Source organism: Streptomyces sp. NPDC126499 (assembly GCF_040302485.1).
In the GTDB taxonomy this organism is placed as follows: Bacteria; Actinomycetota; Actinomycetes; order Streptomycetales; family Streptomycetaceae; genus Streptomyces.
Genome location: NZ_JBEOUO010000001.1, coordinates 420488 through 442371, shown reverse-complemented (window position 1 = coordinate 442371; position 21884 = coordinate 420488). Strand labels below are relative to the sequence as shown.

The window sequence follows — 21884 nt, the reverse complement described above, 5'->3', positions numbered from 1 at the left end:
GGGGCACCCGGCCGGCCGGACCTGCCGCCCCGTACCGGGACGTGCCGTCGTGGTGAGGCAGGTACGGGCACGGCTGACCCGGTCGGCACTGATCACCGCCGCCGCGGGCGAGTTCGCCCGGCTCGGCTACGCCGGCGCCACCGTGGCGCGCATCTCCACCGCCGCCGGTGTGACCTCGGGTGCGCTCACCTTCCACTTCCTGTCCAAGGAGGAGCTCGCCCGCGCCGTCGCCGACGCCGGTGTCGAGGCCGTCCGTGCGGCGGTGAGCGAAGTGGAGCGGATCACCGACCCGGGCATGGGAGCCGCCGAGCGGCTCACGCAGGTCCTCGCCGGCCTCCTGGAGCAGGACGTCCACGCCCGCGCGGCCGTACGCCTCCTGGACGAGTGCCCCGACGAGTGCGCCTCCTGGGAGGAGGCCTGGCGTCCCGCCCTCGAGCACGCTCTGGAGCGGGCCCGGGCGGGCGGGGCGGACGACGCGGTCGCCGCCGACGTCCGGCTGCTGATCGACTACCTGCTGTCCGGCGCGGGGGCCCGGATGCGGGCCGGCCGCTCGGCGGAGTCCGTCCGGCAGGAACTGGGCCGCCTGTGGCGGCGGTTCGCCGCGGTCCTCCACGCCTGAAGCCGGCCCGATCCGACCTGATCCGGCCGCGAGCCGCATCGATCCGGCCTTTCCTGCGGCGAGCCGCATCGATCGGGCCATCAGCCGGTGCCGATTGCTTGCCGAGCCGGCGCGGGTCCCGTCCTGAGCGAGCGCCGATCCCTCGCCGAGCCGGTGGGGGTCCTGCCCTGAGCGGGTGCCGATTCCTCGCCGAGCCGGTGGGGGTCCTGTCCTGAGCGGGCGGCGATCCCTCGCCGAGCCGGTGCGGGTCCTGCCGTGAGCCGGTGCCGATCCCTCGCCGAGCCGGTGCGAGTCCTGCCCTGAGCGGGCCCTCGCCCTCACGATCCGTGCCGACCGAACCGCGCCCCGAGGGCGCGCGGTCGCTCCGTCCTGCCCGGGTGCGGCGCCGGTGGAGCCGGGCTTCCGGTCGCCCGGGAAGTTGCCGAAGTCGCGGCCGAAAAGTCCTCCCTCAGAAGAAAATAGTGGTCATTCTCTTTATTGTGATGCGCAACCCACACGGAGCTGACGCACCGAGAGAGGGAGAAGGCATGAGGGGGACAGTCGGATACGCGGGAGCGGATTCCGTCGACCGGTTCACTGACCAGCTCTTCGGACACCTGCGCAGGATCGACCAGCGCAGGTGGGCCCACGCCTATGTGCTGGGCCTGCTCACCACACCGGGAAAGAAGTCGATGCGCCGCCTCGCCGCGGCGGCGAGCGACTCGCCGACGGCGTCACAGGCGCTGCACCAGTTCATCAACGAGAGCCCGTGGGACTGGGCGCCCGTCTGTGACCGCTTGCGGCACTGGGCCGAGGGCCGGGTGCGGCCCCGGGCCTGGACGATCGCCCCGGTCGTCCTGCCCAAGCGGGGGGACAAGTCGTGCGGCGTGCACCGCCGCTTCGTCCCGCACACCGGACGCACCGTCAACTGTCAGGTGGGCACCGCCCTGTTCATGTCGACGGACGCCGGCGACTTCCCGCTCGGCTGGAGCCTGCTGCTGCCCGAGTCGTGGGCGCGGGGCGACCTGCGGGAGCGCGCCCGCGTCCCCGACGAGGCGGTCGCCCGGCCGGAGCGCCACGTCCTCGACCTGATCGAGCTGCTGGTGGGGCCCTCGCGGCACGAGCCGGTCCCGGTGGTCGTCGACGTCGACGGCTACCTGGACGCGCGTCCGCTGCTGCACGGCCTGATCCGGGCCCGGCGCGACTTCGTCGTCGCCGTCCCCGACGGCCTGCCGCTCGCGCCCTTCACCGCCGCCCGGCCCGTCCGTTCCCAGCCGCGGGCCGCGGTCCGGATGCTGGACGCTCCGAGCGGTCCGGAGCGGGCGGTACGGGGCCTGGTCCGCAACCAGCTGGTGCAGCTCCCGTTCACGCGGGACGAGCAGCGACCGCAGCCGTTCCGGCTGTTCGCCGGGCCCGGCACCCGGGCCAACGGCCTCGGCCGGCTGTGGCTCACCAACATCGTGGACCGGCCGGTCGGTGAGCTCATGCGGTACGCGGACCGGACGGCGGCGGCCGGCGAGACCGTCGACCGGCTCGAACGCGGCTTCGGCCTGCGGGACTTCGAGGGCCGGTCGTTCCCCGGCTGGCACCACCACATGACGCTGGTCTCGGCCGCCTTCGCCTACAGCCGGCTCTCGACCGCCGCCGCCGGGTACGGCGCGCTCGGCATGCCCGGCGACTGGGCGCGGGAGCGTGACTTCGACCGGTCCGTGGACCTGCTGTCGGCGTAGGCAGGTCCATGCGCGAGGGGCCCGTGACCCACCAGCTCGGTGGGCCACGGGCCCCTCGTCCCGCTTCGGGCCCCGGTCAGCCGAGTGCCGGGGCCAGGGTGGCGGCGTGCGGCGCGGTGCCGGGCGTGCCGGCCTCGTCGTCCGGCCCGTCCGCGGTCCGGGCGCCGTATCTCAGGAAGTGCCGCACCCGGTCCGCGCACCGCAGCTGTCCCTTGACCAGGACCATGCCGTACACCCGGTCCTCGTCCTCGCGCCAGCACACCAGCGGGATGCGGTAGGTGTCGCCCTCGGGCGTCGCGAAGACCGCTTCGTAGCCGGTCGCGTCCAGCAGGCTCACGCGTCCTCGCCCTTCGGCTGGGTGCTGAACAGGTGACCGTAGTCGCTGATGCCGAGGGCGGTGTCGGCGGCGCCGGCCAGGTGCAGGGCGTGCCACAGGATCACCTGGTTCGCGGTGATCACGTGGAAGCCGAGCTCGGCTTCGAGCGGCTTGATGGTGCCCACCGCGCGGATGCCGTTGCCGGCGACGAGAACGGCGTCCGGACGGTGCTCGGCGACCGTGGTGCGGATCCACGCGGACAGGTTGTCCGGCGTGATGGCCTTCTGGTCGGAGGGCAGTCCGCACGGGCCGTGGTGGACGACGTCGAAGCCGAACTCGCGGAAGTAGTCGGCGCCCTGGCCGGAGAGCTTGTCGTCGAACCACGGCGGGTTGACCACCGCGATCCTGCGCGCGCCCAGCGCGTCGAACGCGGCCCGGGCGGCCTTGGTGGTGCCGGTGATCGGCAGGTTGCGGGTGACCGGCCGCAGCCGCTCGTACAGCTCCCGCTCGCCCTCCGCCTTCAGGACGTAGCTGGAGGAGGTGAAGCCGAGGGTGAGGGCGTGCAGCGGGGAGGCGGCGAGCAGTTCCACCGCCTGGTCGAGGTAGGGCGGCTCGACGAAGGCCCGGACGGGGTCGTGCGGGATCTTCTCGTCCATCTCGCCGCCGGCGCGCATCGCCGCGAAGTGGATGCGCGAGCCGTGGACGGACACGGAGGCGGGGGCGATGGCCTGCAGCTCGGCCTCCGGGCCGACGTCGGCGTGCGGCACGACGACGCCGATCCGGGTCGAGGCGTCCCAACCGTCGGTGGGTGCGGTCGTGTCGGTCATGTCGGGATCTCCTACCGGGTGAGTGCGGACTCTTCGGCCAGGCTGCCGCCGCGGACGGTGCCGTTGCCGTCGGCGTCGAGGAAGCGGGGGTGCTTGGTACGCATGTTGGACATGACGAAGTCGTACGGGACGTCGTCGAAGGAGCCGTGGTCCGTGAGGAACTCCATGGAGCCGCCGCCCTCGGCGAAGGGGTGGTAGAGGCTGTCGCTGACGCCGTCGAACTCCAGCGCCTCCATGCCGTAGAGCTTGCAGAGCATCTTGTTGAACACCGGCGTGGCCTTGACCCACCGGCCGTTCAGGTAGACCTGGGTGAGGCCGTGGAAGAACACGTCGCCGCCGATGTGCTTCAGCAGCCGCGGCGAGGCGAGGTGGTTGCGCACGTCGCCGTAGACGAGCCGGGAGGGGATGCCGAGGGCGCGCACGCAGGCCGCGTAGAGGGCGGACTTGTGCAGGCAGAACCCTTCCTTGGAGGTGGCGGTCGTCGAGGCCCTCAGGCCCTCCCGGGAGAGGGGGGCGCCGTACACCTCGTAGAAGACGTCGTCGCGCACCGCGTAGTACAGCTCGATGGCGTTGGTCGTCCGGTCCGCGGAGCGGTCCTTGACGGCGTGGTCGATGAAGGCCTGCACCGCGTCGGTCTCGTAGTCGAGGAACTCGGTGGGCCGGGTGAGTCGTTCCAGCTGGTAGGTCATGCGGGTTTCCTGTCGGTCGAGGGCTCGGCCGGGGGCCGGTCGGTCAGAGACCGAGAAGCGTGGCGATGCGGTTGCGCTGGATCTCGGAGGTGCCCGAGTAGATCGTTCCGGCGATCGAGTTGCGCAGGTCGCGTTCGATGCCGTGTTCGGTGAGCACGCCGCGGCCGCCGTGGATCTGCACCGCGTCCAGCGCGGTCTGCACGTTGGCCTCGGACACGATCGTCTTGGTGGCCGCCAGGTCGAGCGCGGCGTCCTGGCCGGCCTCGACCTTCGCGCCGGTGTCGGCGAGCCACTTGCGGGCCGTCTCGACCCGCATCTTCATGTCGGCGATCTTGTGGGAGACGGCCTGGTAGGAGCCGATGGGCTGCCCGAACTGGTGGCGTTCCCTGGCGTAGGCGATGGTCTGCTCCAGGCGCCGCGTCATCTCGCCCAGGGTGATGGAGAAGCCGAAGAGGACCTCCCGCTTCATCACGTGGTCCAGGACGAGGAATCCGGTGCCCTCCTGCCCGACCCGCTGACTGACGGGGACCCGCAGCTCGTCGAAGGTGAGCGTGCCGACCGGGCTGGTGCGCAGGCCGATCTTGTCCATCGAGGGGCCCGCGGTCAGACCCGGCGTGCCGGCCTCGACGAGCAGGGTGGTCAGGCCGAAGGGGCCCGGCTTGCCGGTGCGCACGTACAGCAGGAACAGGTCGGCGACGGGGGCGTTCGTGATGAACATCTTGCCGCCGCTGACCACGTAGTGGTCACCGTCGCGGCGGGCGGTCGCGGCCAGGTTCATCGCGTCCGAGCCGCCGGATTCCTCCGTGATCGCGTGCGCGGTGATCGCCTCACCGGACATGATCCTCGGCAGGTGGCGCTCCTTCAGCTCCTGGCTGCCGAAGCGCTGCAGCGGCACGCCCACGGAGACGATCTGGGTCGAGGCGGAGAAGGACAGGCCGGCGTCGTGGGAGACGTACCCCAGGCCCTCCAGAGCCCGCATGGTCGCCGTCACGCCGTGGCCGGCGCCGCCGAACTCCGGGTCGAAGTGCGTGCGCAGGAGACCGGTCTCCTGCAGGACCTTCCACTTGTCGTGGGGGAAGGCGCCCGCCGCGTCCAGCTCGCGGGTGTCCGCGTTCAGCTGCTGGGCCCACGGGGCGGTGAGATGGAAGAGGTCGTCGGTCAAGGCGGGTCCTAGGTCGGCGGTGGTCGGGTGATGGGCCCGGGCCCGGGCCGGCCCACAAGGGGGGAGGGAAGCGGGCCGGCCCGGGCTGGGCGGCTCAGTACTGCGAGAAGCCGTCCTCGGAGAGGGTGTGCTTCTCGTCGCCGACGATCGGCGGGTTGAAGATCGACACCAGGTGCAGGTCCTCGTAGTCGGAGGCCACGAGGTAGTGCGGATCGTGCTCGTTGAGGACGTATATGGTGCCGGGCAGGATCTTGTGGCGGGTGCCGTCCTTCTCCACGACCTCGCCGGAGCCGCCGATGCAGTAGCAGGCCTCCAGGTGGTTGCGGTACTGCAGGGCGCTGGTGGTGCCCTGGCGCACGATCGTGTCGCAGACGGCGAAGCCCATGCCGTCGGACTTGGTCAGCAGCCGGGTGCTCAGGCCGTTGCCCCACTCGACAGGAGCGACGTCATCGAGGCTGCGAACGAACATTTCCGGTTCTCCTTCGTTGTTGAGGGGTACTGGTGGTGCGGTGGCGCGTGGTGCGCGGTGGTGCGGTGGTGCGCTGGTGCCGGGCGTGCGGCGCTCGGCACCTGGTGGGGGGTGGGGTACGGCGGAGGTCAGGCGACCCGCGCCGGGGCGTGCGCCTCGACCAGGGCGGTGATGGAGTCGAGGGTGCGGAAGTCGTCCGGCGTGAACTCGATGTCGTCGACGGCGATGTCGAAGGCCTGCGTGAGGTGCGAGAGCAGGCGCACCAGGCCCAGGCTGTCGATGACGCCGGAGTCGATCAGGTCGTAGTCCCCGGTCAGGTCCGAGGTGTCCTCCCCGGCGAGGAACTGGCCCACGACGTAGGCGCGGATCTCACCGGCGATGTCCGTGGTGCTCATGCGTCGATCTCCTTCATACGGTTCTGCTTGATGAGGTTGCGGTCGGGTTTGCCCGTCGAGGTGCGGGGCAGTGGTGCGTCGGTGAGGTGTACGGAGGCCGGTATGGCGTGGCGGGGCAGGTGCCGGCCCGAGTGGGTGCGCAGGCGCAGGCTGGTCAGTCCGGTGCCCGGCCGGCGGGTGACGTGGGCGTGCAGCCGGACACCGGCCTGCGGGTCGGGCAGCGGTACGACGACGGCCTCGGCGACGTCGGGGTGGGACGCGAGCACGCTCTCCACCTCCTGGAGGTTCGTGCGCACCCCCCTGACCTTGACGTGCCAGTCCGCGCGGCCTTCGAGGAAGTACAGGCCGTCGGCGTCGCGGGTGACGATGTCGCCGGTCCGGTAGAAGTCGCGGCCGTCGATGCGGGTGAAGGCGGACTCGTTCAGCTCCTCGCGCAGATAGCCGGCGGTCTGGAACGGCGTGGCCACCAGCAGTTCACCGGTGCCCGCGCCCTCCACCCGCTGTCCGTCCGCGTCCAGGACGAGGGCGTCGGTGCCGCGGACCGGGAGGCCGATGGGCATCGGCCCGGTCGCCGCGGGGTCGACGCGGTGGATGAAGGAGTCGTTGGTCTCCGTGCAGCCGAACACGTTGTGGAAGGCGGCGGTGGGGAACGCCGACGCGATCGGGGCCAGCAGGTCGGCCGGGAGCCGGTCGCCGGTGAAGACGGCGTGGCGCACGGTGTCGAAGGTGCCGCCGGCACCGGCTTCGCGGTCGCCCGCACTGCCCTCGAGGAGCAGCCGGTACATCATCGGCACGCCCTGGACGAAGGTGAGTCCGTGCCCGGCGGCGAGCGAGGCCAGGTGCGCGGCGTCGGTGGCGCGTTCCTTGTCGACCAGCACCACGGACGCGCCGAGGCGCAGGAACGTCCACACGTCCAGCAGGGCGAGGTCGAAGTTGAGGGGCGCGTACGAGAGTGCCGTCTCGCCCGGTGTCAGGGCGAACTCGTCGACGGCCCAGTCGGCGAAGGCGTCGAAGCCGGCGGCCTCGATCGGGACGATCTTGGGGGTGCCGGTCGAGCCGGAGGTGGTCAGCAGCAGGCGCGTCCGCTCCGGGTCCGGCGTCGCGAATCCCGTGGCCTCGTCCTCGTCGGGCGTCACGGGCGTCGCGTCGAGCACTCCGTCGGCGTCGACGGTCAGCAGGTGGCGGACCCGTGCCTGGCGGGCGATCCGCTCGCGGGCGGCGCTGCCGAGGTCGGGGGAGGGGGCGAGGGCGATGTGGCCCTCGTGGAAGACCGCGAGCAGCAGCGCGATGGTCTGCGGCGTCTTGTGGGCCGGCACGCACACGGTGCTGCCGGCCGGAAGACCGAGGCGGTGCAGTTGGCCGCGCAGGCTCTGGGTCAGGTCGTGCAGTCGGCCGTAGGTGACGGCCTGGTCGTGGAAGTGGAGGGCGATGCTGTGGGGCCGGTGGTGACCGTGGACGGCGACGGTCTCGGCCAGGCGAGGCGATGGCACGGCGGATTCCTTGCGGTCGGCTCAGCCGCGACAACAGGAGTCGCTCGGCTGTTCGAATCTTGCGGTGTCGAGCAAGAAGGTATCCGGCGAAGTACATGCTTGGTCAAGCACTTACTTGGTGAAGTGGGTGTGATCCAGTGCATTCGCCATTGCTTGATCAAGCAAGGATTTCCGATGTGGAATCCGCGCGTGGAGCCGGAAACGGCCGCGACGCGGTGCAGCCGACCGGAACCGGAATGTCACCGGGGTCCGGGCGGCTGCACCGCGTCGCGGGGCCGTGCTGGGGCGATATCGGGTGTGGTGGGCGCGTCATGGCACGCCGCGGCGTGCCGTGGCGTGCTCCGCGGGGCGTCGGGAGACGGTGCGGGAGGCGGTTCTCGTCAGTCCATGGGCGTGCGCAGCGCCCGGACCGTCGGACCGAGCTCGGGGTCGGCGGCGAAGGTGTTCAGCGCGGAGGACAGGACCTCCGCGTAGGTGGCGCGCGCGGCCTCGTAGCGCTGCCGGCCCTCGTCGGTGATGACCGCGTAGACGCCCCGCTTGTCCGAGGGGCACAGGTCCTTGAAGGCGAATCCCGCCGACTCCAGCCGGCCCACCAGCCGGGTCACCGACGACTGGCCGAGGCCCACCTTGTCGGCCAGGTCCTGCATGCGCAGCTCGCTGGTCTCGGAGCGGTGCAGGTGCTCCAGGGAGCGGAACTCCGAGAGGCCGATCGCGTGCCGTCGCTGCAGGGCCACCGTCAGCTCGCGTTCTACGTGCGCGTGGAGCGCGAGCACGCGGTTCCACACGGCGTGGTCGGAGTTGCGCTGGGTCGCGTGGGGTGAAGTTGCCATAGGTGCGTCCTCACGGGAGTGGCTGTTTGACAGCAGAGTACATGCTCATGCAAGCTCCTGGCGTCCCCCCGATTGCGCCCTCAGGGGAAGTCGGGCATCATCTTCTTGCATGTACAAGCAATGACACCGAAGGGATCCCTCTCATGGAGTGGCTCTACCTCGCCATCGCCGTCGTCTTCGAGATCGGCGTCGCACTCGCCGCAGGCAAGGCCGAAGGCTTCAAGAACCGCAAGTGGACCGCGATCACGCTGATCAGCGGAGCCCTCGGCACCTACTTCCTCAGCCGGGCCCTGCTGACGTTCAACGTCGGCGTCGGTTACGCCCTGTGGACCTCGGTCTCCGGCGTCGGCATCACCCTCCTCGGCGCCCTGCTGTTCGGCCAGAAGCTCAACTGGCAGAAGGCCCTGGGCATCGTGGTCGTCATCGCCGGCGTCGTCGGCCTCCAGCTCAGCGGCGCCGCCTGATCCGCGGCCGTACCCGGCCGCCCGGCAAGCCCCGTCCCGCGCCTGCGCGCCTCCCCCTCCTCAGGTCCGTGCGCCCCGCGCCCCCCGGGCCTGCGCGCCCCGCGCCCTCAACTCCTCCCCCTCCCAGGCATCCACGCCTTACCGAAAGGAACCTCCGCTCATGTCCTCGAACAACAGCTCCGCGGCCAACGCCTGGCTCATGCTCCTCCTCGCCGGCGCGTTCGAGATCGGCTACGCGCTCTCCGTCGGCGGCAGCCACGGCTTCACCCAGCTGACCTGGTCGCTCGTCGCCGTCGTCTTCTTCCTGCTGACCCTGTGGGCGCTGAGCGTCGCCCTCAAGACCATCGACGTCGGCACCGGCTACGCCGTCTGGGCCGGCATCGGCGCCGTCGGAGCCGCGGCGCTCGGCCCCGTCTTCTTCGACGAGAAGCTGAACCTCGTCCAGTCGGTGTGGCTCGCCGTCATCATCGGCGGCGTCGTCTGGCTGAAGCTCGCCGACAAGACGAGCGGCGCGGACGACACGCAGGCAGCCGTGGAGCGGCCGCAGGCCGCCCAGAGCGCCGGCGTCTGAGCACACCCAGCACCCCCGGGCAGCTCTCGGCGAGGACGACGGGCCGCTCCCCGTGCGCGGCCCGCCCGGTACCTCCGCCGAACCGCCCCTCCGTCTCCCAAGGACCACCCCGCCATGCCTCTTGACTCACTCGACCAGCTCACCCCCCACGTGGAGGAAGCGGTCAGGATCAGCCGACAGCACGTCGCCGAGGGCGGCATCCCCTTCTCCGGAATCGTCGTACGCGACGGCCGCGTCCTGGGCACCGGTTTCAACCGCGTCGCCGAGGACAACGACCCCCTTGCCCACGCCGAGGTCGTCGCCCTGCGCGAGGCGACGCGCAGGGCCGGCCGGTTCGGCGCCGCGGGATCCACCCTCATCGCCTCCGGCGAGCCCTGCGCGCTGTGCTACATGGCCGCCCTCTACTACAACGTCGAGCACATCGTGTACGCGGCCGACCGCAGGACCGCGGCCGCCTACGGCTTCGACTACGCCGGCTCGTACACCATCTTCTCCACCGACCCCACCGCATGGCCGCTCAAGGTCACGCACGCCCCGGTCGAGGGCCACGAAGTGCCGTTCCAGGAGTTCCTGACGAGCCGGAAGAGCGGGCTGCGGTGAGCGACCAGGCAACGAGCGACCAGGCGACCAGCGACCGGGCAGCGAACGCCCCGGCGGCGACCGACCGAGTGACGGGTGACCAGGCGATGAACGACCACGCCACGAACGACCAGGCGTTAACCGGCCAGGCGACGACCGACCACGCCGAGAACGACCACGCTACGAACGACCACGCTACGAACGACCGGGCGAAGACCGACCCGGCGAAGACCGACCCGGTGAAGATCCGGATCTGGTCCGACTACGTCTGCCCCTTCTGCATGCTGGCGGAAGGGCCCCTGGAAGAGGCGGTCGACGGCCTCGGCGTCGACGTCGAGATCGAGTGGAAGCCCTTCGAACTGCGGCCCCACCCGCACCCCACCCTGCGCCCCGAGGACGCGTACCTGCCCGCCATCTGGCAGCGCGCCGTCTACCCCATGGCCCGCCGCATGGGCGTCGACATCACGCTGCCCACCGTCTCCCCGCAGCCCTACACGCGGCTCGCGTTCGAGGGCTACCAGTACGCCGCCGAACAGGGCAAGGGCACCGAGTACACCGCCCGCATGTTCCGCGCCTTCTTCCAGGAGGACCAGGACCTCGGACAGCCGGACGTCCTCGTCCGGCTCGCGGAGGAGATCGGCCTGGACGGCCAGGCGCTGCGCAAGGCCCTCGACGACGGCACGTACAGCGCCGCTCACCAGGACGCCCTGCGCGAGGCCGCCGCCCACCGCATCCAGTCCGTGCCCACCCTCCTCGTCGGCGACACCCGCATCGAGGGCGTCCCCAGCGTTCCCCAGCTGCGCAAGGCGATCCTCGACGCCCACGCCGCGAGGGAGGAAGAGGCCGCGGTCCACGGTGCCGCCTGCAGCGTGGACGGAGGCTGCTGACGTGAGCATCCGTGCCCACTTCACCCCCGCCACCGAGATACCCCGCACCGAACCGGGCCGGCACGTCCTGGCCAGCGTCACCTACGGCGACACCGCCCGCCTCGCCCTGACCGACCACGGCAACCCCGACCTGACCGTGCCCATGGCCGTCACCGGCACCGGCGAACCGTTCCGCGAGGTGTGGACCGTCGACGCCAGTCCCCGCTGGGCCCTGCGCGACGACCTCGCGTACGCCCACGACGGCCACCACCTGTTCATCGCCGGGCTCCTGCCGGAGCAGGACGTCTACACACCGCCGGTCCGGGCCCTGTACGAGAAGGCCTTCGCGCTCGCGAGCCACCTCGACTACGGCCACATCTTCCGGATGTGGAACTTCGTCGGCGACATCATCGGCACCAACGCCGAGGGCATGGAGGTCTACCAGGACTTCGTCCAGGGCCGGGCGCAGGCCTTCCGGACCCACCTCGGTGAGGGCACCGCACAGCTGCCCGCCGCCACCGGCATCGGCACCCAGGGCCGCGGCATCGCCTTCGCCCTGCTCGCCAGCCGTGCGGGAGTGCCCCGCCACCTGGAGAACAGCCACCAGACGGCCGCGTACCACTATCCCGACCAGTACGGCCCGAAGCCGCCCAGCTTCGCCCGGGCCACCCTCCTGGACGACACCCTCTACGTCTCCGGCACCGCGTCCATCCTCGGCCACGAGACCGTCCACAAGGGCGACGTGCGCCGCCAGACCCGCCAGACGCTCGACAACATCGCCCACCTCATCTCGCGCGACAACCTGGCACCCCAGGGCGTCGACGCCGACCACGTCCTCAAGGACCTCCGACTGATCAAGGCATACGTGCGACATGACGACGACATTCCGGCAGTACGTGAAGTCTGTGAAGAAGCGCTTGGTGCTGGCGTTGAGGTGAAGTACCTCAACGTCGCCGTCTGCCGCGACGACCTCCTCGTCGAGATCGAGGGCATCGTCCCCGGGCAGGGGTGGGACCTGTGACCGGCCTGAAGGTGGGCATCGTCCTGCCCGGACGCGAGTCCGTCATCGACGACGGGCCCTACCCGAGGAACCTCGCCTCCATCGCGGCCCTCGCCGAGGAGAGCGGCTTCGACTCCGTGTGGGCCGGTGAGTCCCCCCTCGCCCGCTCCCGGATGAACCCGCTGCTCGCCCTCACCGCGGCCGCCACCGCCACCGAACGCATCCAGCTCGGCACAGCCGTCCTCATGCCGCTGCGCCCACCCGTCCACCTCGCCCACGAACTCGCCTGCCTCGACCGGATGTCGGCCGGCCGGCTGATCGCGGGCATCGGATCCGGGTTCGCCTCACCGGCCACGGAACGCGAGTTCGGCAACTACGGGCTCGACTTCGCCACCCGATTCGGGCGGATGCGCGAGACCGTCGAGATCTGCCAGGCGTTGTGGGCGGCGAAGGGCGACCCCGTCACGTACGAGGGACGGCACTACCAGCTGAAGGACGCCGCGCTGCTGCCCGTACCGCACCAGCCGCAGGGACCGCCGCTGTGGATCGCCCACTCCGGCCCCAAGATGCTGGCACGGGCGGGACACCGCTTCGACGGCTGGATGCCCACCTCCACCACGCCCGAGAAGTACGCCGAAGGCTGGAGCCAGGTCGAGGCGGCGCGCCGGGAAGCCGGCCGGCCGGACGGGGCCGTCACCGGCGCCGTCTACCTCTCCGTCGCCGTCGACCGCACCCGGCAGCAGGCCGAGGACACCCTCTGGTCCTACTTCCAGGCCTACTACGGGCTGCCCCTCACCACGATGCGCACCACCCAGGGCATCTTCGGCGGCACGCCCGACGAGGTCGCCGACTGGCTGGGGCAGTACGTCAGGAACGGCGCCCGCCACCTGATCCTGCGCCTGCCCACGAACGAGCTGACGGAAGCCGGCTACCGCACCGCGGTCAAGCGCACGGCGGACGAACTGCTCCCGCTCCTGCGCGAGCTGTGACGCGCGCACCCCGGCGGTCCCGGGATGTCTGGGCAGCGGCATGGCCGATCACGGCCGTGTTCATGCTGTCCAACATCCCGACCCCGCTGCTCGGCCTGTGGCAGCACCGCATCGGCTACTCCACCGGCACCACGACCGTCGTCTTCGCCGCCTACATCGGCGGCCTGCTCCTGGCCCTCCCCTTCACCGGGGCCCTGGCCGACCGCTACGGCGCCCGCCGCGTCCTCACCCCCGCCCTGGCGGCCGCCCTCGTCTCCTGCGTCCTGTTCATGACGGCGAGCCACGTGCTCACCCTGATCACCGCGCGGCTGCTCACCGGGGTGGCCGTCGGCGCCGTCCTCTCCGCCGGCACGGCCGCCGTCGTCCACGTCGGCGGCCCCGGGCGCCGCACGCAGGCGTCCCTCGCCGCGTCCGTCGCCATCGGCACGGGACTCGCGGCGGGTCCGCTGGTGGGCGGCGCCGTCTCCCAGTACCTCGGCGCGCCCACCGTCACCGCCTTCGTGCTGGAAGGCGGTCTGCTCCTGTCCGCGGCGGCGGTCGTCCACCGGCTCCCGCCCCGGTCCGCGCCCGGTGAGGACCGCCCCGCCGGCCCCGGACGGCTGCGCCTGCCCTCCGTGCCCCCGGCCAACCGGCGCGGCCTGGTCACCAGCCTCATGGCCTACGCCCCCGGCATGACGGGGACGTCCCTGCTGCTCGCCCTCGGGCCCACCCTGCTCGGCTCGCTCCTGCACACCACCAACCGTCTCGTCACCGGCGGCATCGGCTTCCTGATGTTCGGCGCGTCCACCGCCGTCCAGTTCCTCGCCAAGAAGGTGCCGACGGGCCGCGTCCTCGCCGTCGCGGGCGTCGTCACCGGTCTCGCCATGCTCGGCACGGCCGCAGCGGTCCACTCCCGGTCCCTCGCCGTGCTGAGCTGCGCCGCCGTCCTCGCGGGCGCCGGCCAGGGCTTGAGCCAGTACGGAGGCTTCACCCGGCTCGCCACGGAGGTGCCCCCGCCCCGCCTCGCGGAGGCCAACGCCGCCCTCAGCGCCGGCGGCTACCTGTTCGCGGGCGTCCTGCCCATCCTCACCGGCTACGCCGCCGACGCCACCGGCGTCGTCACGTCCTCCACGGCCTTCGCGACGCTCATCGCGGCAGCCGCGCTGGCCGGGACGCTGCTGATCCGGGCCACCCGCCGGAAGCCCCACGGGAGCGACGCCCGCGAACCGGTCGGCGCGTAGGGCGGGGGCCGGCGGCGGCACCCCGCTGGTCCGGGCGGGCGCGGGGGTTCCTCCGGGCGGTCGGCTGCGAGGCCCGGTCCCGGGCGGTCGGCTGCGTGGCCCGGTCGGCTGCGAGGCCCGGTCCCGGGCGGCCACCCGTGAGGCCCGGTCCCGGGCGGCCACCCGTGAGGCCCGGTCCCGGGCGGGCGCCTGTGAGGCCCCCGCACGCCGGCCCGGGGCCGTCCGACGGCGTCCGCCCCGAAAAAGTCGCCCCCCGACCCGGAATCCGTCGCAGCGCACTGCCGCCCGCCCACTACCCTGGTCCCGTGACCATTCGCCTGTACGACACCAGCGCCCGGCAGATCCGTGACTTCACCCCGATCAAGCCGGGCTGTGTCTCGATCTACCTCTGTGGCGCGACCGTGCAGGCCGCCCCGCACATCGGGCACATCCGGTCGGGCCTGAACTTCGACATCATGCGCCGCTGGTTCGCGTACCGCGGCTACGACGTCACGTTCATCCGCAACGTCACCGACATCGACGACAAGATCATCGCCAAGGCGTCCGACCAGGGGCGCCCCTGGTGGTCCATCGGGTACGAGAACGAGCGGGCCTTCAACGACGGCTACCACGCCCTCGGCTGCCTGCCGCCGACCTACGAGCCGCGTGCCACCGGTCACGTCACCGAGATGGTCGAGATGATGCGCGGCCTCATCGAGCGCGGGCACGCCTACGAGGCCGACGGCAGCGTCTACTTCGACGTGCGGTCCTTCCCCGGCTACCTGTCGCTGTCCAACCAGGACATCGACGACCTGCGCCAGCCCGACGAGGGCGTCTCCGGCAAGCGCGACCCGCGCGACTTCGCCATGTGGAAGGCCACCAAGCCGGGCGAGCCCGACTGGGAGACCCCGTGGGGCCGTGGCCGTCCCGGCTGGCACCTGGAGTGCTCGGCGATGGCCCACAAGTACCTGGGCTCCGCCTTCGACATCCACGGCGGTGGCCTCGACCTGATCTTCCCGCACCACGAGAACGAGATCGCCCAGGCCAAGGCCTTCGGCGACGACTTCGCCCAGTACTGGGTGCACAACGCCTGGGTCACCATGAGCGGCGAGAAGATGTCGAAGTCGCTCGGCAACAGCGTCCTCGTCTCCGAGATGGTGAAGAACTGGCGCCCGATCGTCCTGCGCTACTACCTCGGCACCCCGCACTACCGCTCCATGATCGAGTACAGCGAGGAGTCCCTGCGCGAGGCGGAGGCGGCCTTCGCCCGTATCGAGGGCTTCGTCCAGCGCGCCACCGAGAAGGCCGGGTCGCCCGTCGCCCCCGCCGCCGAGGTGCCGCCGGCCTTCGCCGAGGCCATGGACGACGACCTGGGCGTCCCGCACGCGCTGGCGATCATCCACACCACCGTCCGCCAGGGCAACAGCGCGCTCGCCGCCGACGACAAGGACGAGGCCGTCGCCCGCCTCGCCGAGGTGCGGGCCATGCTCGGGGTCCTCGGCCTCGACCCGCTGGACCCCCACTGGGCCGAGGAGAGCGACCGCGGCGAGGAGCTCCACGGCGTCGTCGACACCCTCGTACGGCTCGTGCTCGAGCAGCGCGAGTCCGCCCGCGGGCGCAAGGACTGGGCGACCGCCGACGCCATCCGCGACCAGCTCAACCGCTCGGGCCTCGTCATCGAGGACGGCCCCGACGGGCCCCGCTGGACGCTGGGCAACCGCTAGACCGCTGTGGAATGTGCCGTCCGGGCCCCCGGGCGGCACACTTCACTTACAGGCTTCACTCAGAGGCTCACGGGCCTCGCTCACGCAGTAGAGGAAACAGGTAGTCATGGCCGGGAACAGCCAGCGCAGGAACCGCCGCACGTCCAACAAGAAGGGCGCGACGGTCGGCAGCGGTGGCAAGCGGCGCCGCTCCCTCGAGGGCAAGGGCCCGACGCCCAAGGCGGAAAACCGCAAGGGCCACAAGGCCTATCGCGTCGCCAACGCGATGGCCCGGAACACGGCCAAGCGCAAGCCCGTGGCCCGCCGCGGCGGCAAGGGCCAGTCGGAGATGGTCGTCGGCCGCAACCCGGTCTTCGAGGCGCTGCGCGACGGCGTGCCCGCCACCACGCTCTACGTCCAGCAGTTCATCGACAACGACGAGCGCGTGCGCGAGGCCCTGAACCTCGCCACCGGCCGCGGCAACATCAACATCATGGAGGCGCCGCGCCCCGAGCTGGACCGGATGACGAACGGGCTCAACCACCAGGGCCTCGTCCTCCAGGTCCCGCCGTACGAGTACGCGCACCCCGAGGACCTCGCCGAGGCGGCCTTCGACGACCACGAGGACCCGCTGATCGTCGCCCTCGACGGCGTCACCGACCCGCGCAACCTCGGCGCCGTCGTCCGTTCCGTCTCGGCCTTCGGCGGCCACGGCGTGGTCGTGCCCGAGCGGCGCGCGGCCGGCATGACCGCCGGTGCCTGGAAGACCTCGGCCGGCACCGCCGCCCGTACGCCCGTGGCCCGGGCCACCAACCTGACCCGGTGCCTGGAGCAGTACCAGAAGGCGGGGCTCACGGTCGTCGGCCTCTCCGCCGACGGCGACACCGAGGTCCACGAGCTGGAGGCGCTGGCCGGCCCGGTCGTCATCGTGGTCGGCTCCGAGGGCAAGGGCCTGTCCCGCCTGGTCGGCGAGACCTGCGACTTCCTGGTCCGCATCCCGATGCCGGGCGGCGCCGAGTCGCTGAACGCGGGTGTCGCCGCGGGTGTCGTGCTCTACGAGGCGGCCCGCCGCCGCATGGCCTGACCCGTCTCTCCCGTACGGGCTGATCCATCGATCCCGTACGGGCTGATCCACTCTCCCCGTACGGGCTGATCCGTCCCTCCCGTACGGGCTGATCCACTCTGCCCGTACGGGCTGCCCGGCTCTCCCGTAGAGGTTGACCCGAACGGGGGAGGCGTCCCGGCCGTGATCTTGACGGGCCTCCGACATTTGGGGCCCGTCAAGGCAGTGTCCTAACCGCGCGTCACTCGGTTAGATGAGTGTGGACACCAGAACGCCCCGGCCGGGGTTCGACGATCAGCCCGCGCTGAGCATGGTCAAGGTGGATTCCGATCCCGCCCAGGTGATCGTGAACCACGCCAGCTTCCGTGTGCGGCTCGCGCCGGCCCAACAGCCGAAGTTCGCCGCGAACCCCCGGATCGCCGCCCTCGCGGGCGCCGCAGGTGTCGGTGCCGTCGCCGGCGCGACCGGGACCGGCGCGGCCCGTCGCAGGCCCGTCGTGTGGACCGGGAAGTCCTCCCCCGGCGCCACCGGCCTCCTCCAGGCCGTCCGCGAGTCGTCCGCCCCGGGCGTCGCCACCCTGGAGCCGACCACCCAGACCATCCCGCGCATCGACGACACCATGCCGACACCGGTGGTGCCCGCCGCGCCGGCCACCCCGCTGCTGCCGCCGATGCGGCGCGCGGAGGGGGCGTACGACGATCTGTACGAGATGGAGCCCGAGGCCGACGCGTACGGCCAGGGTGCCGACGCCGACGCCCGCTCCCCGCACCGGCACGGCGCCGACCCGGTCAAGCACGCCTACTACCCGGGCCGCCGGATGAACCTCGGCGTGGTGCTGCTGCCGCTGCGCGTCTTCCTCGGCTTCATCTCCATCTACGCGGGCATGGGCAAGCTCTGCGACCCCGTCTACTTCGACGGCGGCGAGCGCGGCTCCATGGTCAAGTGGCTCAACTCGCTGCACCCCTGGGCGCTCGCCGAGCCGCTGCGCGACTTCGCCCTCCAGCACCCGGTGGGCGCCGGACTCACCGTCGCCTTCCTCCAGGTCGTCGTCGGCGTCCTCACGGTCCTCGGCCTGTGGCAGCGGGTGGCGGCCGTCGTCGGCGCGCTGCTCTCGGCCGCGCTGATCCTCACCGTGAGCTGGAAGACCGTGCCGGTCTACGACGCGCCGGACATCATCTACCTGGCCGCCTGGTCACCGCTGATCATCGCGGGCGCCCCGGTGTACTCGATCGACGGCCGGCTCGCCGGCGAGGCCTGGCGGCGCCTCGGGCCGCGCGCCGAGCTGTGGGACCTGCGCCGCCGGGTGCTGCGGCGCGGCACGGTCGTCGCGGCGGTGGTCGTCGGACTCACGCTGCTCGTCGGTTCGATGCTCGGCGGCGCGGTGCGCTCCACCGAGATGGTCACGGTGCCGGGGCCGAACGACGACCCGGTCAACCACCTGCCCGGGCAGCCGCTGCCCGAGGAGCCGGGTGCGACCGGCCCGTCCCGCAAGGCCCCGAAGACCCCGAAGCCGTCGGCGACGACCGGGGCGAGCGGCGAGCGCGAGAAGGACGAGGAGGCCGCGCCGAAGGAGTCCGCGCGGGAGACCCGGCGCAGCGAGCAGCGCAGCCCGAGCGCGACCAGCGGGACGCGCAGCCCGAGCCAGACCCGTACGACGGCTCCGTCCTCCTCCAGCTCCGACTCGACCTCGGGCGGTACGAGCGGGACGCCGACGAGCGGGAGCAGCAGCGGTTCGTCGGACGGCGGCTCGACGTCGGGCGGGGCGCGCAACCCGATCGGCGGCCTGCTGGGCTGAGCGGCCCGGCCGAGGGCCGAGTGCCGAGGGCCCCGGGTGTCCAGGTGGACGCCCGGGGCCCCTCGCACGCCTGGGGCGCCGTCCTCCTCTCTTCGCCGGCTCCGCCCTCGCCGTGACCGCCGTGACGGCCGTGGCCCTGGCGGGACGGCGAGGCGCGGGGCGTAGGAAGGGGCGGCACCACCGGACCACGTACGCGAAGGAGCGGGACCGCCGGACGGACGGACGCAGGGGCGGCACCGCCGGACCACGTACGCGAAGGGGCGGCACCACCGGACCGGTGGTGCCGCCCCTTCGCACGTCCGCCGTCCCGGCCGCGCCGCTCAGGCGTGCGCGGCGAGCTCCTTCGCCGCCTCGGTGAGGTCCTTCGCCGTGTCGATGGCCCGCCAGTAGGCCCCCTGCGGCAGCGGGAAGCCGGCGAGCCGCCGCTCCCGGGCGAGCCGGGGGAAGGTGGTGCGCTCGTGGTCGCCGCGGTCCGGCAGCAGATCGGTGAAGGCCGCGGAGAAGACGTACACGCCCGCGTTGATGAGGTACGGGGACGGCGGTGACTCGATGAAGTCGGTGATGTGGCCGAAGGCGTCGGTCTCGACGGCACCCCACGGGATCCGCGGCCGGGCCAGCGCCAGGGTGGCGGCGGCGTCGCGCTCGGCGTGGAAGTCGGCCATCTCCCGCAGCGAGAAGCGGGTCCAGATGTCACCGTTGGTGGCGTACCAGGGCTGTCCTGGCTCGGGCAGGTGCGCGGCCGCGTACTTGAGGCCGCCGCCGCGGCCCAGCGGCTCCGACTCGACGACCGTGGTCACCTTGAGCGGCAGCTCGGCGGTGTCCAGCCACTCCTGGAGCACCTCCGCGAGATGACCGCAGGAGACGACGGCGTGGGTCACGCCCTCCGAGGCGAGCCAGGACAGCTGATGGCCGATGATCGGGGTCCCGGTGCCCGGGATCTCGACCATCGGCTTGGGGCGGTCGTCGGTGTACGGGCGCAGTCGCGAGCCCTGGCCGCCCGCCAGGATCACGGCCTGCGTCGGGGAGGTATGCATACCGGGAACGATATGCGCTGTACGGCGGGCCTACCGGTGGCGCTCGCCCCGCTCAGCCGGCGGCGTGCAGGACGCCGTAGGCGAAGGAGGTGTCGCACACCGGACGCGAGTAGGACTGGGCGCGCGTCGGACCGTAGTGGCGGACGGCGGCGGCGCCGAGCGCCTTCGCGATGGACATGCAGTGCTTGGCGAGCGACGGCCGGTTCTCCACCTCGCGCTGGAGGTGGGTGAGGGCCGTGCCGGGGTCCTTCTCCTGAAGCTCCGCGAGGAGCTGGTCGCGCAGAATATCCTGCGGTGCGCGGGACTTGGCCCGGACCGAGACATCCGTGGACGACGCGGTCAGCATCTGGGTCCCGGAGCTCTGGCCGGCCCACGGAACGGCGGACACCGCGAGCGTTCCCGAGAGCACCAGGACGACGGGCAGGACGAGGGCGAGAGAGCGGCCGATTCGGCGGGCAGTGTGAGTCACGCAGGCGAGCGTAGCGGGCGGTAGTGATATGGCGACATTTAGTCACTCTCGCGGGGGATGGTTCGAGGCGGCTTTTCGAATCCCGTGTTGACGCCGGGGAGGGGTCGTGGGCGTGAATGCCCAGTTCTGCCGGGGTTTTCGCCGACTCGGTGTTTCATGCCTCCTGTACGCGAACGGCCCCGCCCCCGCAAGCGGGAACGGAGCCGGACGGTGTGCCGCGGTACGCGTCAGCCGGAGAGGCGCTCGCCGGTCGAGGTCGAGAAGACGTGCAGCTCGGCGGAGCGCGGGACGACGTGCAGCGTGGAGCCCTTGGCCGGGACCTCACGGCCGCCGACGCGGACCACGAGGTCCTTGTCCTCGCCGCCGACGCGGGTGGAGCCGTACACGAAGCCGTCGGAGCCCAGCTCCTCGACCACGTTCACGGTGACGGCGAGGCCGTCCTTGCTCGTCGGGCCCGACACGTCGAAGTGCTCGGGGCGGACGCCGACCGTCACGGTGGTGTCGCCCTTGGCGGACGCGGCGGCGATGGCCTCGCGGGAGACCGGGACGATGCTCGCGCCGAACTTCACGCCGCCGTCGGTGATCGGGACCTCGATCAGGTTCATGGCCGGGGAGCCGATGAAGCCGGCGACGAAGAGGTTGGCGGGCTTGTCGTACATGTTGCGCGGGGTGTCGACCTGCTGGAGCAGACCGTCCTTGAGGACCGCGACCCGGTCGCCCATGGTGAGCGCCTCGGTCTGGTCGTGCGTCACGTAGACGGTGGTGATGCCGAGGCGGCGCTGGAGGCTCGCGATCTGCGTACGGGTGGAGACGCGCAGCTTGGCGTCGAGGTTCGACAGCGGCTCGTCCATGAGGAAGACCTGCGGCTCACGCACGATGGCCCGGCCCATGGCGACACGCTGGCGCTGACCGCCGGAGAGTGCCTTCGGCTTGCGGTCCAGGTACTCGGTGAGGTCGAGGATCTTCGCGGCCTCCTCGACCTTCGCGCGGATCTCGCTCTTGTTGACGCCGGCGATCTTCAGGGCGAAGCCCATGTTGTCGGCGACGGTCATGTGCGGGTAGAGCGCGTAGTTCTGGAACACCATGGCGATGTCCCGGTCCTTGGGCGGCAGGTGCGTGACGTCGCGGTCGCCGATGCGGATGGCCCCGGAGGTGACGTCCTCCAGGCCGGCCAGCATGCGCAGCGAGGTCGACTTGCCACAGCCGGAGGGGCCGACGAGGACGAGGAACTCGCCGTCGGCGATCTCGATCTCCAGCTCGTTGACGGAGGGCTTTTCGGCGCCCGGGTAGACCAGGGTCGCCTTGTCGTAGGTGACGGAAGCCATGGTGATGTGTCCCTTCACCGGCAGGAACGTGCCGGACGATCCGAGTAAAGGAAGGATGTGGTGTAGTCCACCTGGGTGAACTCCGGGTGACGCTACCTGCCGCCGCCCGTTCTGTCAGCAGTCCGGAGGACGTGAGATTTCCGACCGCCGGCGCGCGGTCGTTCGTTACACTGCACTCGCTGCCTCCTTAGCTCAGCTGGCCAGAGCACCGCTCTTGTAAAGCGGGGGTCGTCGGTTCGAACCCGACAGGGGGCTCTGTGAAGCACCAGGTCCGAGGCCCTGTCGTCCGTGTGGGCGGCGGGGCCTTCGCCGTCGGGGGCG

Annotated in this window: 23 protein-coding genes and 1 tRNA gene; 13 read left to right on the top strand and 11 right to left on the bottom strand. The window is 71.8% G+C overall.

Annotation, left to right across the window (positions count from 1 at the left end; translation table 11 throughout):
- The first annotated feature begins 49 nt into the window (after positions 1-49).
- Together ABTZ91_RS02195 and ABTZ91_RS02190 are read left to right on the top strand one after the other, a co-directional pair.
- Entirely contained in the window at positions 50-619 is a 570-nt protein-coding gene (locus ABTZ91_RS02195) for a TetR family transcriptional regulator (protein ID WP_352075165.1), read from the top strand.
- A gap of 527 nt (positions 620-1146) precedes the next feature.
- On the top strand, positions 1147-2328 hold the full coding sequence (locus tag ABTZ91_RS02190) for a transposase (protein ID WP_352075164.1): 1182 nt from the start codon (positions 1147-1149) through the stop codon (positions 2326-2328).
- A gap of 76 nt (positions 2329-2404) precedes the next feature.
- On the opposite strand, the gene ABTZ91_RS02185 is transcribed toward ABTZ91_RS02190, so the two are convergent.
- The 8 genes from ABTZ91_RS02185 to ABTZ91_RS02150 form a co-directional block, all read right to left on the bottom strand.
- Positions 2405-2665: a DUF6253 family protein gene (locus ABTZ91_RS02185; protein WP_352075163.1), complete on the bottom strand. Its 261-nt coding sequence runs from the start codon at positions 2663-2665 to the stop codon at positions 2405-2407.
- The gene (locus ABTZ91_RS02180; RefSeq protein ID WP_352075162.1) at positions 2662-3471 is read right to left on the bottom strand and encodes a maleate cis-trans isomerase; all 810 of its coding nucleotides are present in this window, start codon (positions 3469-3471) and stop codon (positions 2662-2664) included. Before ABTZ91_RS02180 ends, ABTZ91_RS02185 begins: the two co-directional genes overlap by 4 nt.
- 11 nt (positions 3472-3482) lie before the next feature.
- Positions 3483-4160 (bottom strand): transglutaminase family protein, encoded by a 678-nt coding sequence (locus tag ABTZ91_RS02175; RefSeq protein WP_352075161.1) that lies wholly within the window; start codon positions 4158-4160, stop codon positions 3483-3485.
- A gap of 43 nt (positions 4161-4203) precedes the next feature.
- Entirely contained in the window at positions 4204-5322 is a 1119-nt protein-coding gene (locus tag ABTZ91_RS02170) for an acyl-CoA dehydrogenase family protein (protein ID WP_352075160.1), read from the bottom strand.
- A 94-nt stretch (positions 5323-5416) separates the two neighbouring features.
- Complete coding sequence (locus tag ABTZ91_RS02165) at positions 5417-5791, bottom strand: ectoine synthase (RefSeq protein WP_352075159.1); 375 nt, start codon at positions 5789-5791, stop codon at positions 5417-5419.
- 128 nt (positions 5792-5919) lie between these two features.
- A complete protein-coding gene (locus tag ABTZ91_RS02160; RefSeq protein ID WP_352075158.1) occupies positions 5920-6186 on the bottom strand; it encodes an acyl carrier protein in 267 nt (88 codons plus the stop codon).
- Entirely contained in the window at positions 6183-7676 is a 1494-nt protein-coding gene (locus ABTZ91_RS02155; RefSeq protein ID WP_352075157.1) for an AMP-binding protein, read from the bottom strand. The genes ABTZ91_RS02160 and ABTZ91_RS02155 overlap by 4 nt, the downstream gene beginning before the upstream one ends.
- 380 nt (positions 7677-8056) lie before the next feature.
- On the bottom strand, positions 8057-8506 hold the full coding sequence (locus tag ABTZ91_RS02150) for a MarR family transcriptional regulator (protein ID WP_352075156.1): 450 nt from the start codon (positions 8504-8506) through the stop codon (positions 8057-8059).
- 143 nt (positions 8507-8649) lie between these two features.
- Between ABTZ91_RS02150 and ABTZ91_RS02145 the strand changes: the two genes are divergently transcribed.
- The 10 genes from ABTZ91_RS02145 to ABTZ91_RS02100 all read left to right on the top strand — a co-directional run bounded on the left by ABTZ91_RS02145 (position 8650) and on the right by ABTZ91_RS02100 (position 18735).
- On the top strand, positions 8650-8970 hold the full coding sequence (locus tag ABTZ91_RS02145) for an SMR family transporter (RefSeq protein ID WP_352075155.1): 321 nt from the start codon (positions 8650-8652) through the stop codon (positions 8968-8970).
- Between the two features lie 160 nt (positions 8971-9130).
- Positions 9131-9541, top strand: coding sequence for a multidrug efflux SMR transporter (locus ABTZ91_RS02140; protein WP_352075154.1), 411 nt, complete (start codon positions 9131-9133; stop codon positions 9539-9541).
- A 114-nt stretch (positions 9542-9655) separates the two neighbouring features.
- Positions 9656-10141 carry a nucleoside deaminase gene (locus ABTZ91_RS02135; protein ID WP_352075153.1) on the top strand — a complete coding sequence of 162 codons (486 nt, stop codon included), beginning with the start codon at positions 9656-9658 and terminating at the stop codon, positions 10139-10141.
- Entirely contained in the window at positions 10138-11007 is an 870-nt protein-coding gene (locus ABTZ91_RS02130) for a DsbA family oxidoreductase (protein ID WP_352075152.1), read from the top strand. Before ABTZ91_RS02135 ends, ABTZ91_RS02130 begins: the two co-directional genes overlap by 4 nt.
- A gap of 1 nt (position 11008) precedes the next feature.
- Positions 11009-12007 carry an FkbO/Hyg5 family chorismatase gene (locus ABTZ91_RS02125; RefSeq protein ID WP_352075151.1) on the top strand — a complete coding sequence of 333 codons (999 nt, stop codon included), beginning with the start codon at positions 11009-11011 and terminating at the stop codon, positions 12005-12007.
- Positions 12004-12975 (top strand): LLM class flavin-dependent oxidoreductase, encoded by a 972-nt coding sequence (locus tag ABTZ91_RS02120; protein WP_352075150.1) that lies wholly within the window; start codon positions 12004-12006, stop codon positions 12973-12975. Before ABTZ91_RS02125 ends, ABTZ91_RS02120 begins: the two co-directional genes overlap by 4 nt.
- Before the next feature lie 62 nt (positions 12976-13037).
- Complete coding sequence (locus ABTZ91_RS02115) at positions 13038-14195, top strand: MFS transporter (protein WP_352075149.1); 1158 nt, start codon at positions 13038-13040, stop codon at positions 14193-14195.
- A gap of 305 nt (positions 14196-14500) precedes the next feature.
- Positions 14501-15898, top strand: coding sequence for a cysteine--tRNA ligase (cysS, locus tag ABTZ91_RS02110; protein ID WP_352075148.1), 1398 nt, complete (start codon positions 14501-14503; stop codon positions 15896-15898).
- A 106-nt stretch (positions 15899-16004) separates the two neighbouring features.
- The gene (gene rlmB / locus ABTZ91_RS02105) at positions 16005-16961 is read left to right on the top strand and encodes a 23S rRNA (guanosine(2251)-2'-O)-methyltransferase RlmB (protein ID WP_352075147.1); all 957 of its coding nucleotides are present in this window, start codon (positions 16005-16007) and stop codon (positions 16959-16961) included.
- Positions 16962-17193: 232 nt separating this feature from the next.
- On the top strand, positions 17194-18735 hold the full coding sequence (locus tag ABTZ91_RS02100; RefSeq protein WP_352075146.1) for a DoxX family membrane protein: 1542 nt from the start codon (positions 17194-17196) through the stop codon (positions 18733-18735).
- A 320-nt stretch (positions 18736-19055) separates the two neighbouring features.
- Here ABTZ91_RS02100 and ABTZ91_RS02095 read toward each other — a convergent pair whose 3' ends face one another.
- The 3 genes from ABTZ91_RS02095 to ABTZ91_RS02085 form a co-directional block, all read right to left on the bottom strand.
- Positions 19056-19769 (bottom strand): nucleotidyltransferase family protein, encoded by a 714-nt coding sequence (locus ABTZ91_RS02095; RefSeq protein WP_352075145.1) that lies wholly within the window; start codon positions 19767-19769, stop codon positions 19056-19058.
- Positions 19770-19821: 52 nt separating this feature from the next.
- On the bottom strand, positions 19822-20238 hold the full coding sequence (locus tag ABTZ91_RS02090) for a hypothetical protein (protein ID WP_352075144.1): 417 nt from the start codon (positions 20236-20238) through the stop codon (positions 19822-19824).
- Between the two features lie 227 nt (positions 20239-20465).
- Positions 20466-21563 (bottom strand): sn-glycerol-3-phosphate ABC transporter ATP-binding protein UgpC, encoded by a 1098-nt coding sequence (locus ABTZ91_RS02085; protein ID WP_352075143.1) that lies wholly within the window; start codon positions 21561-21563, stop codon positions 20466-20468.
- A 181-nt stretch (positions 21564-21744) separates the two neighbouring features.
- On the opposite strand from ABTZ91_RS02085, the gene ABTZ91_RS02080 reads away from it, so the two are divergent.
- Positions 21745-21818, top strand: a tRNA-Thr gene (locus ABTZ91_RS02080).
- The last annotated feature ends 66 nt before the right edge of the window (positions 21819-21884 follow it).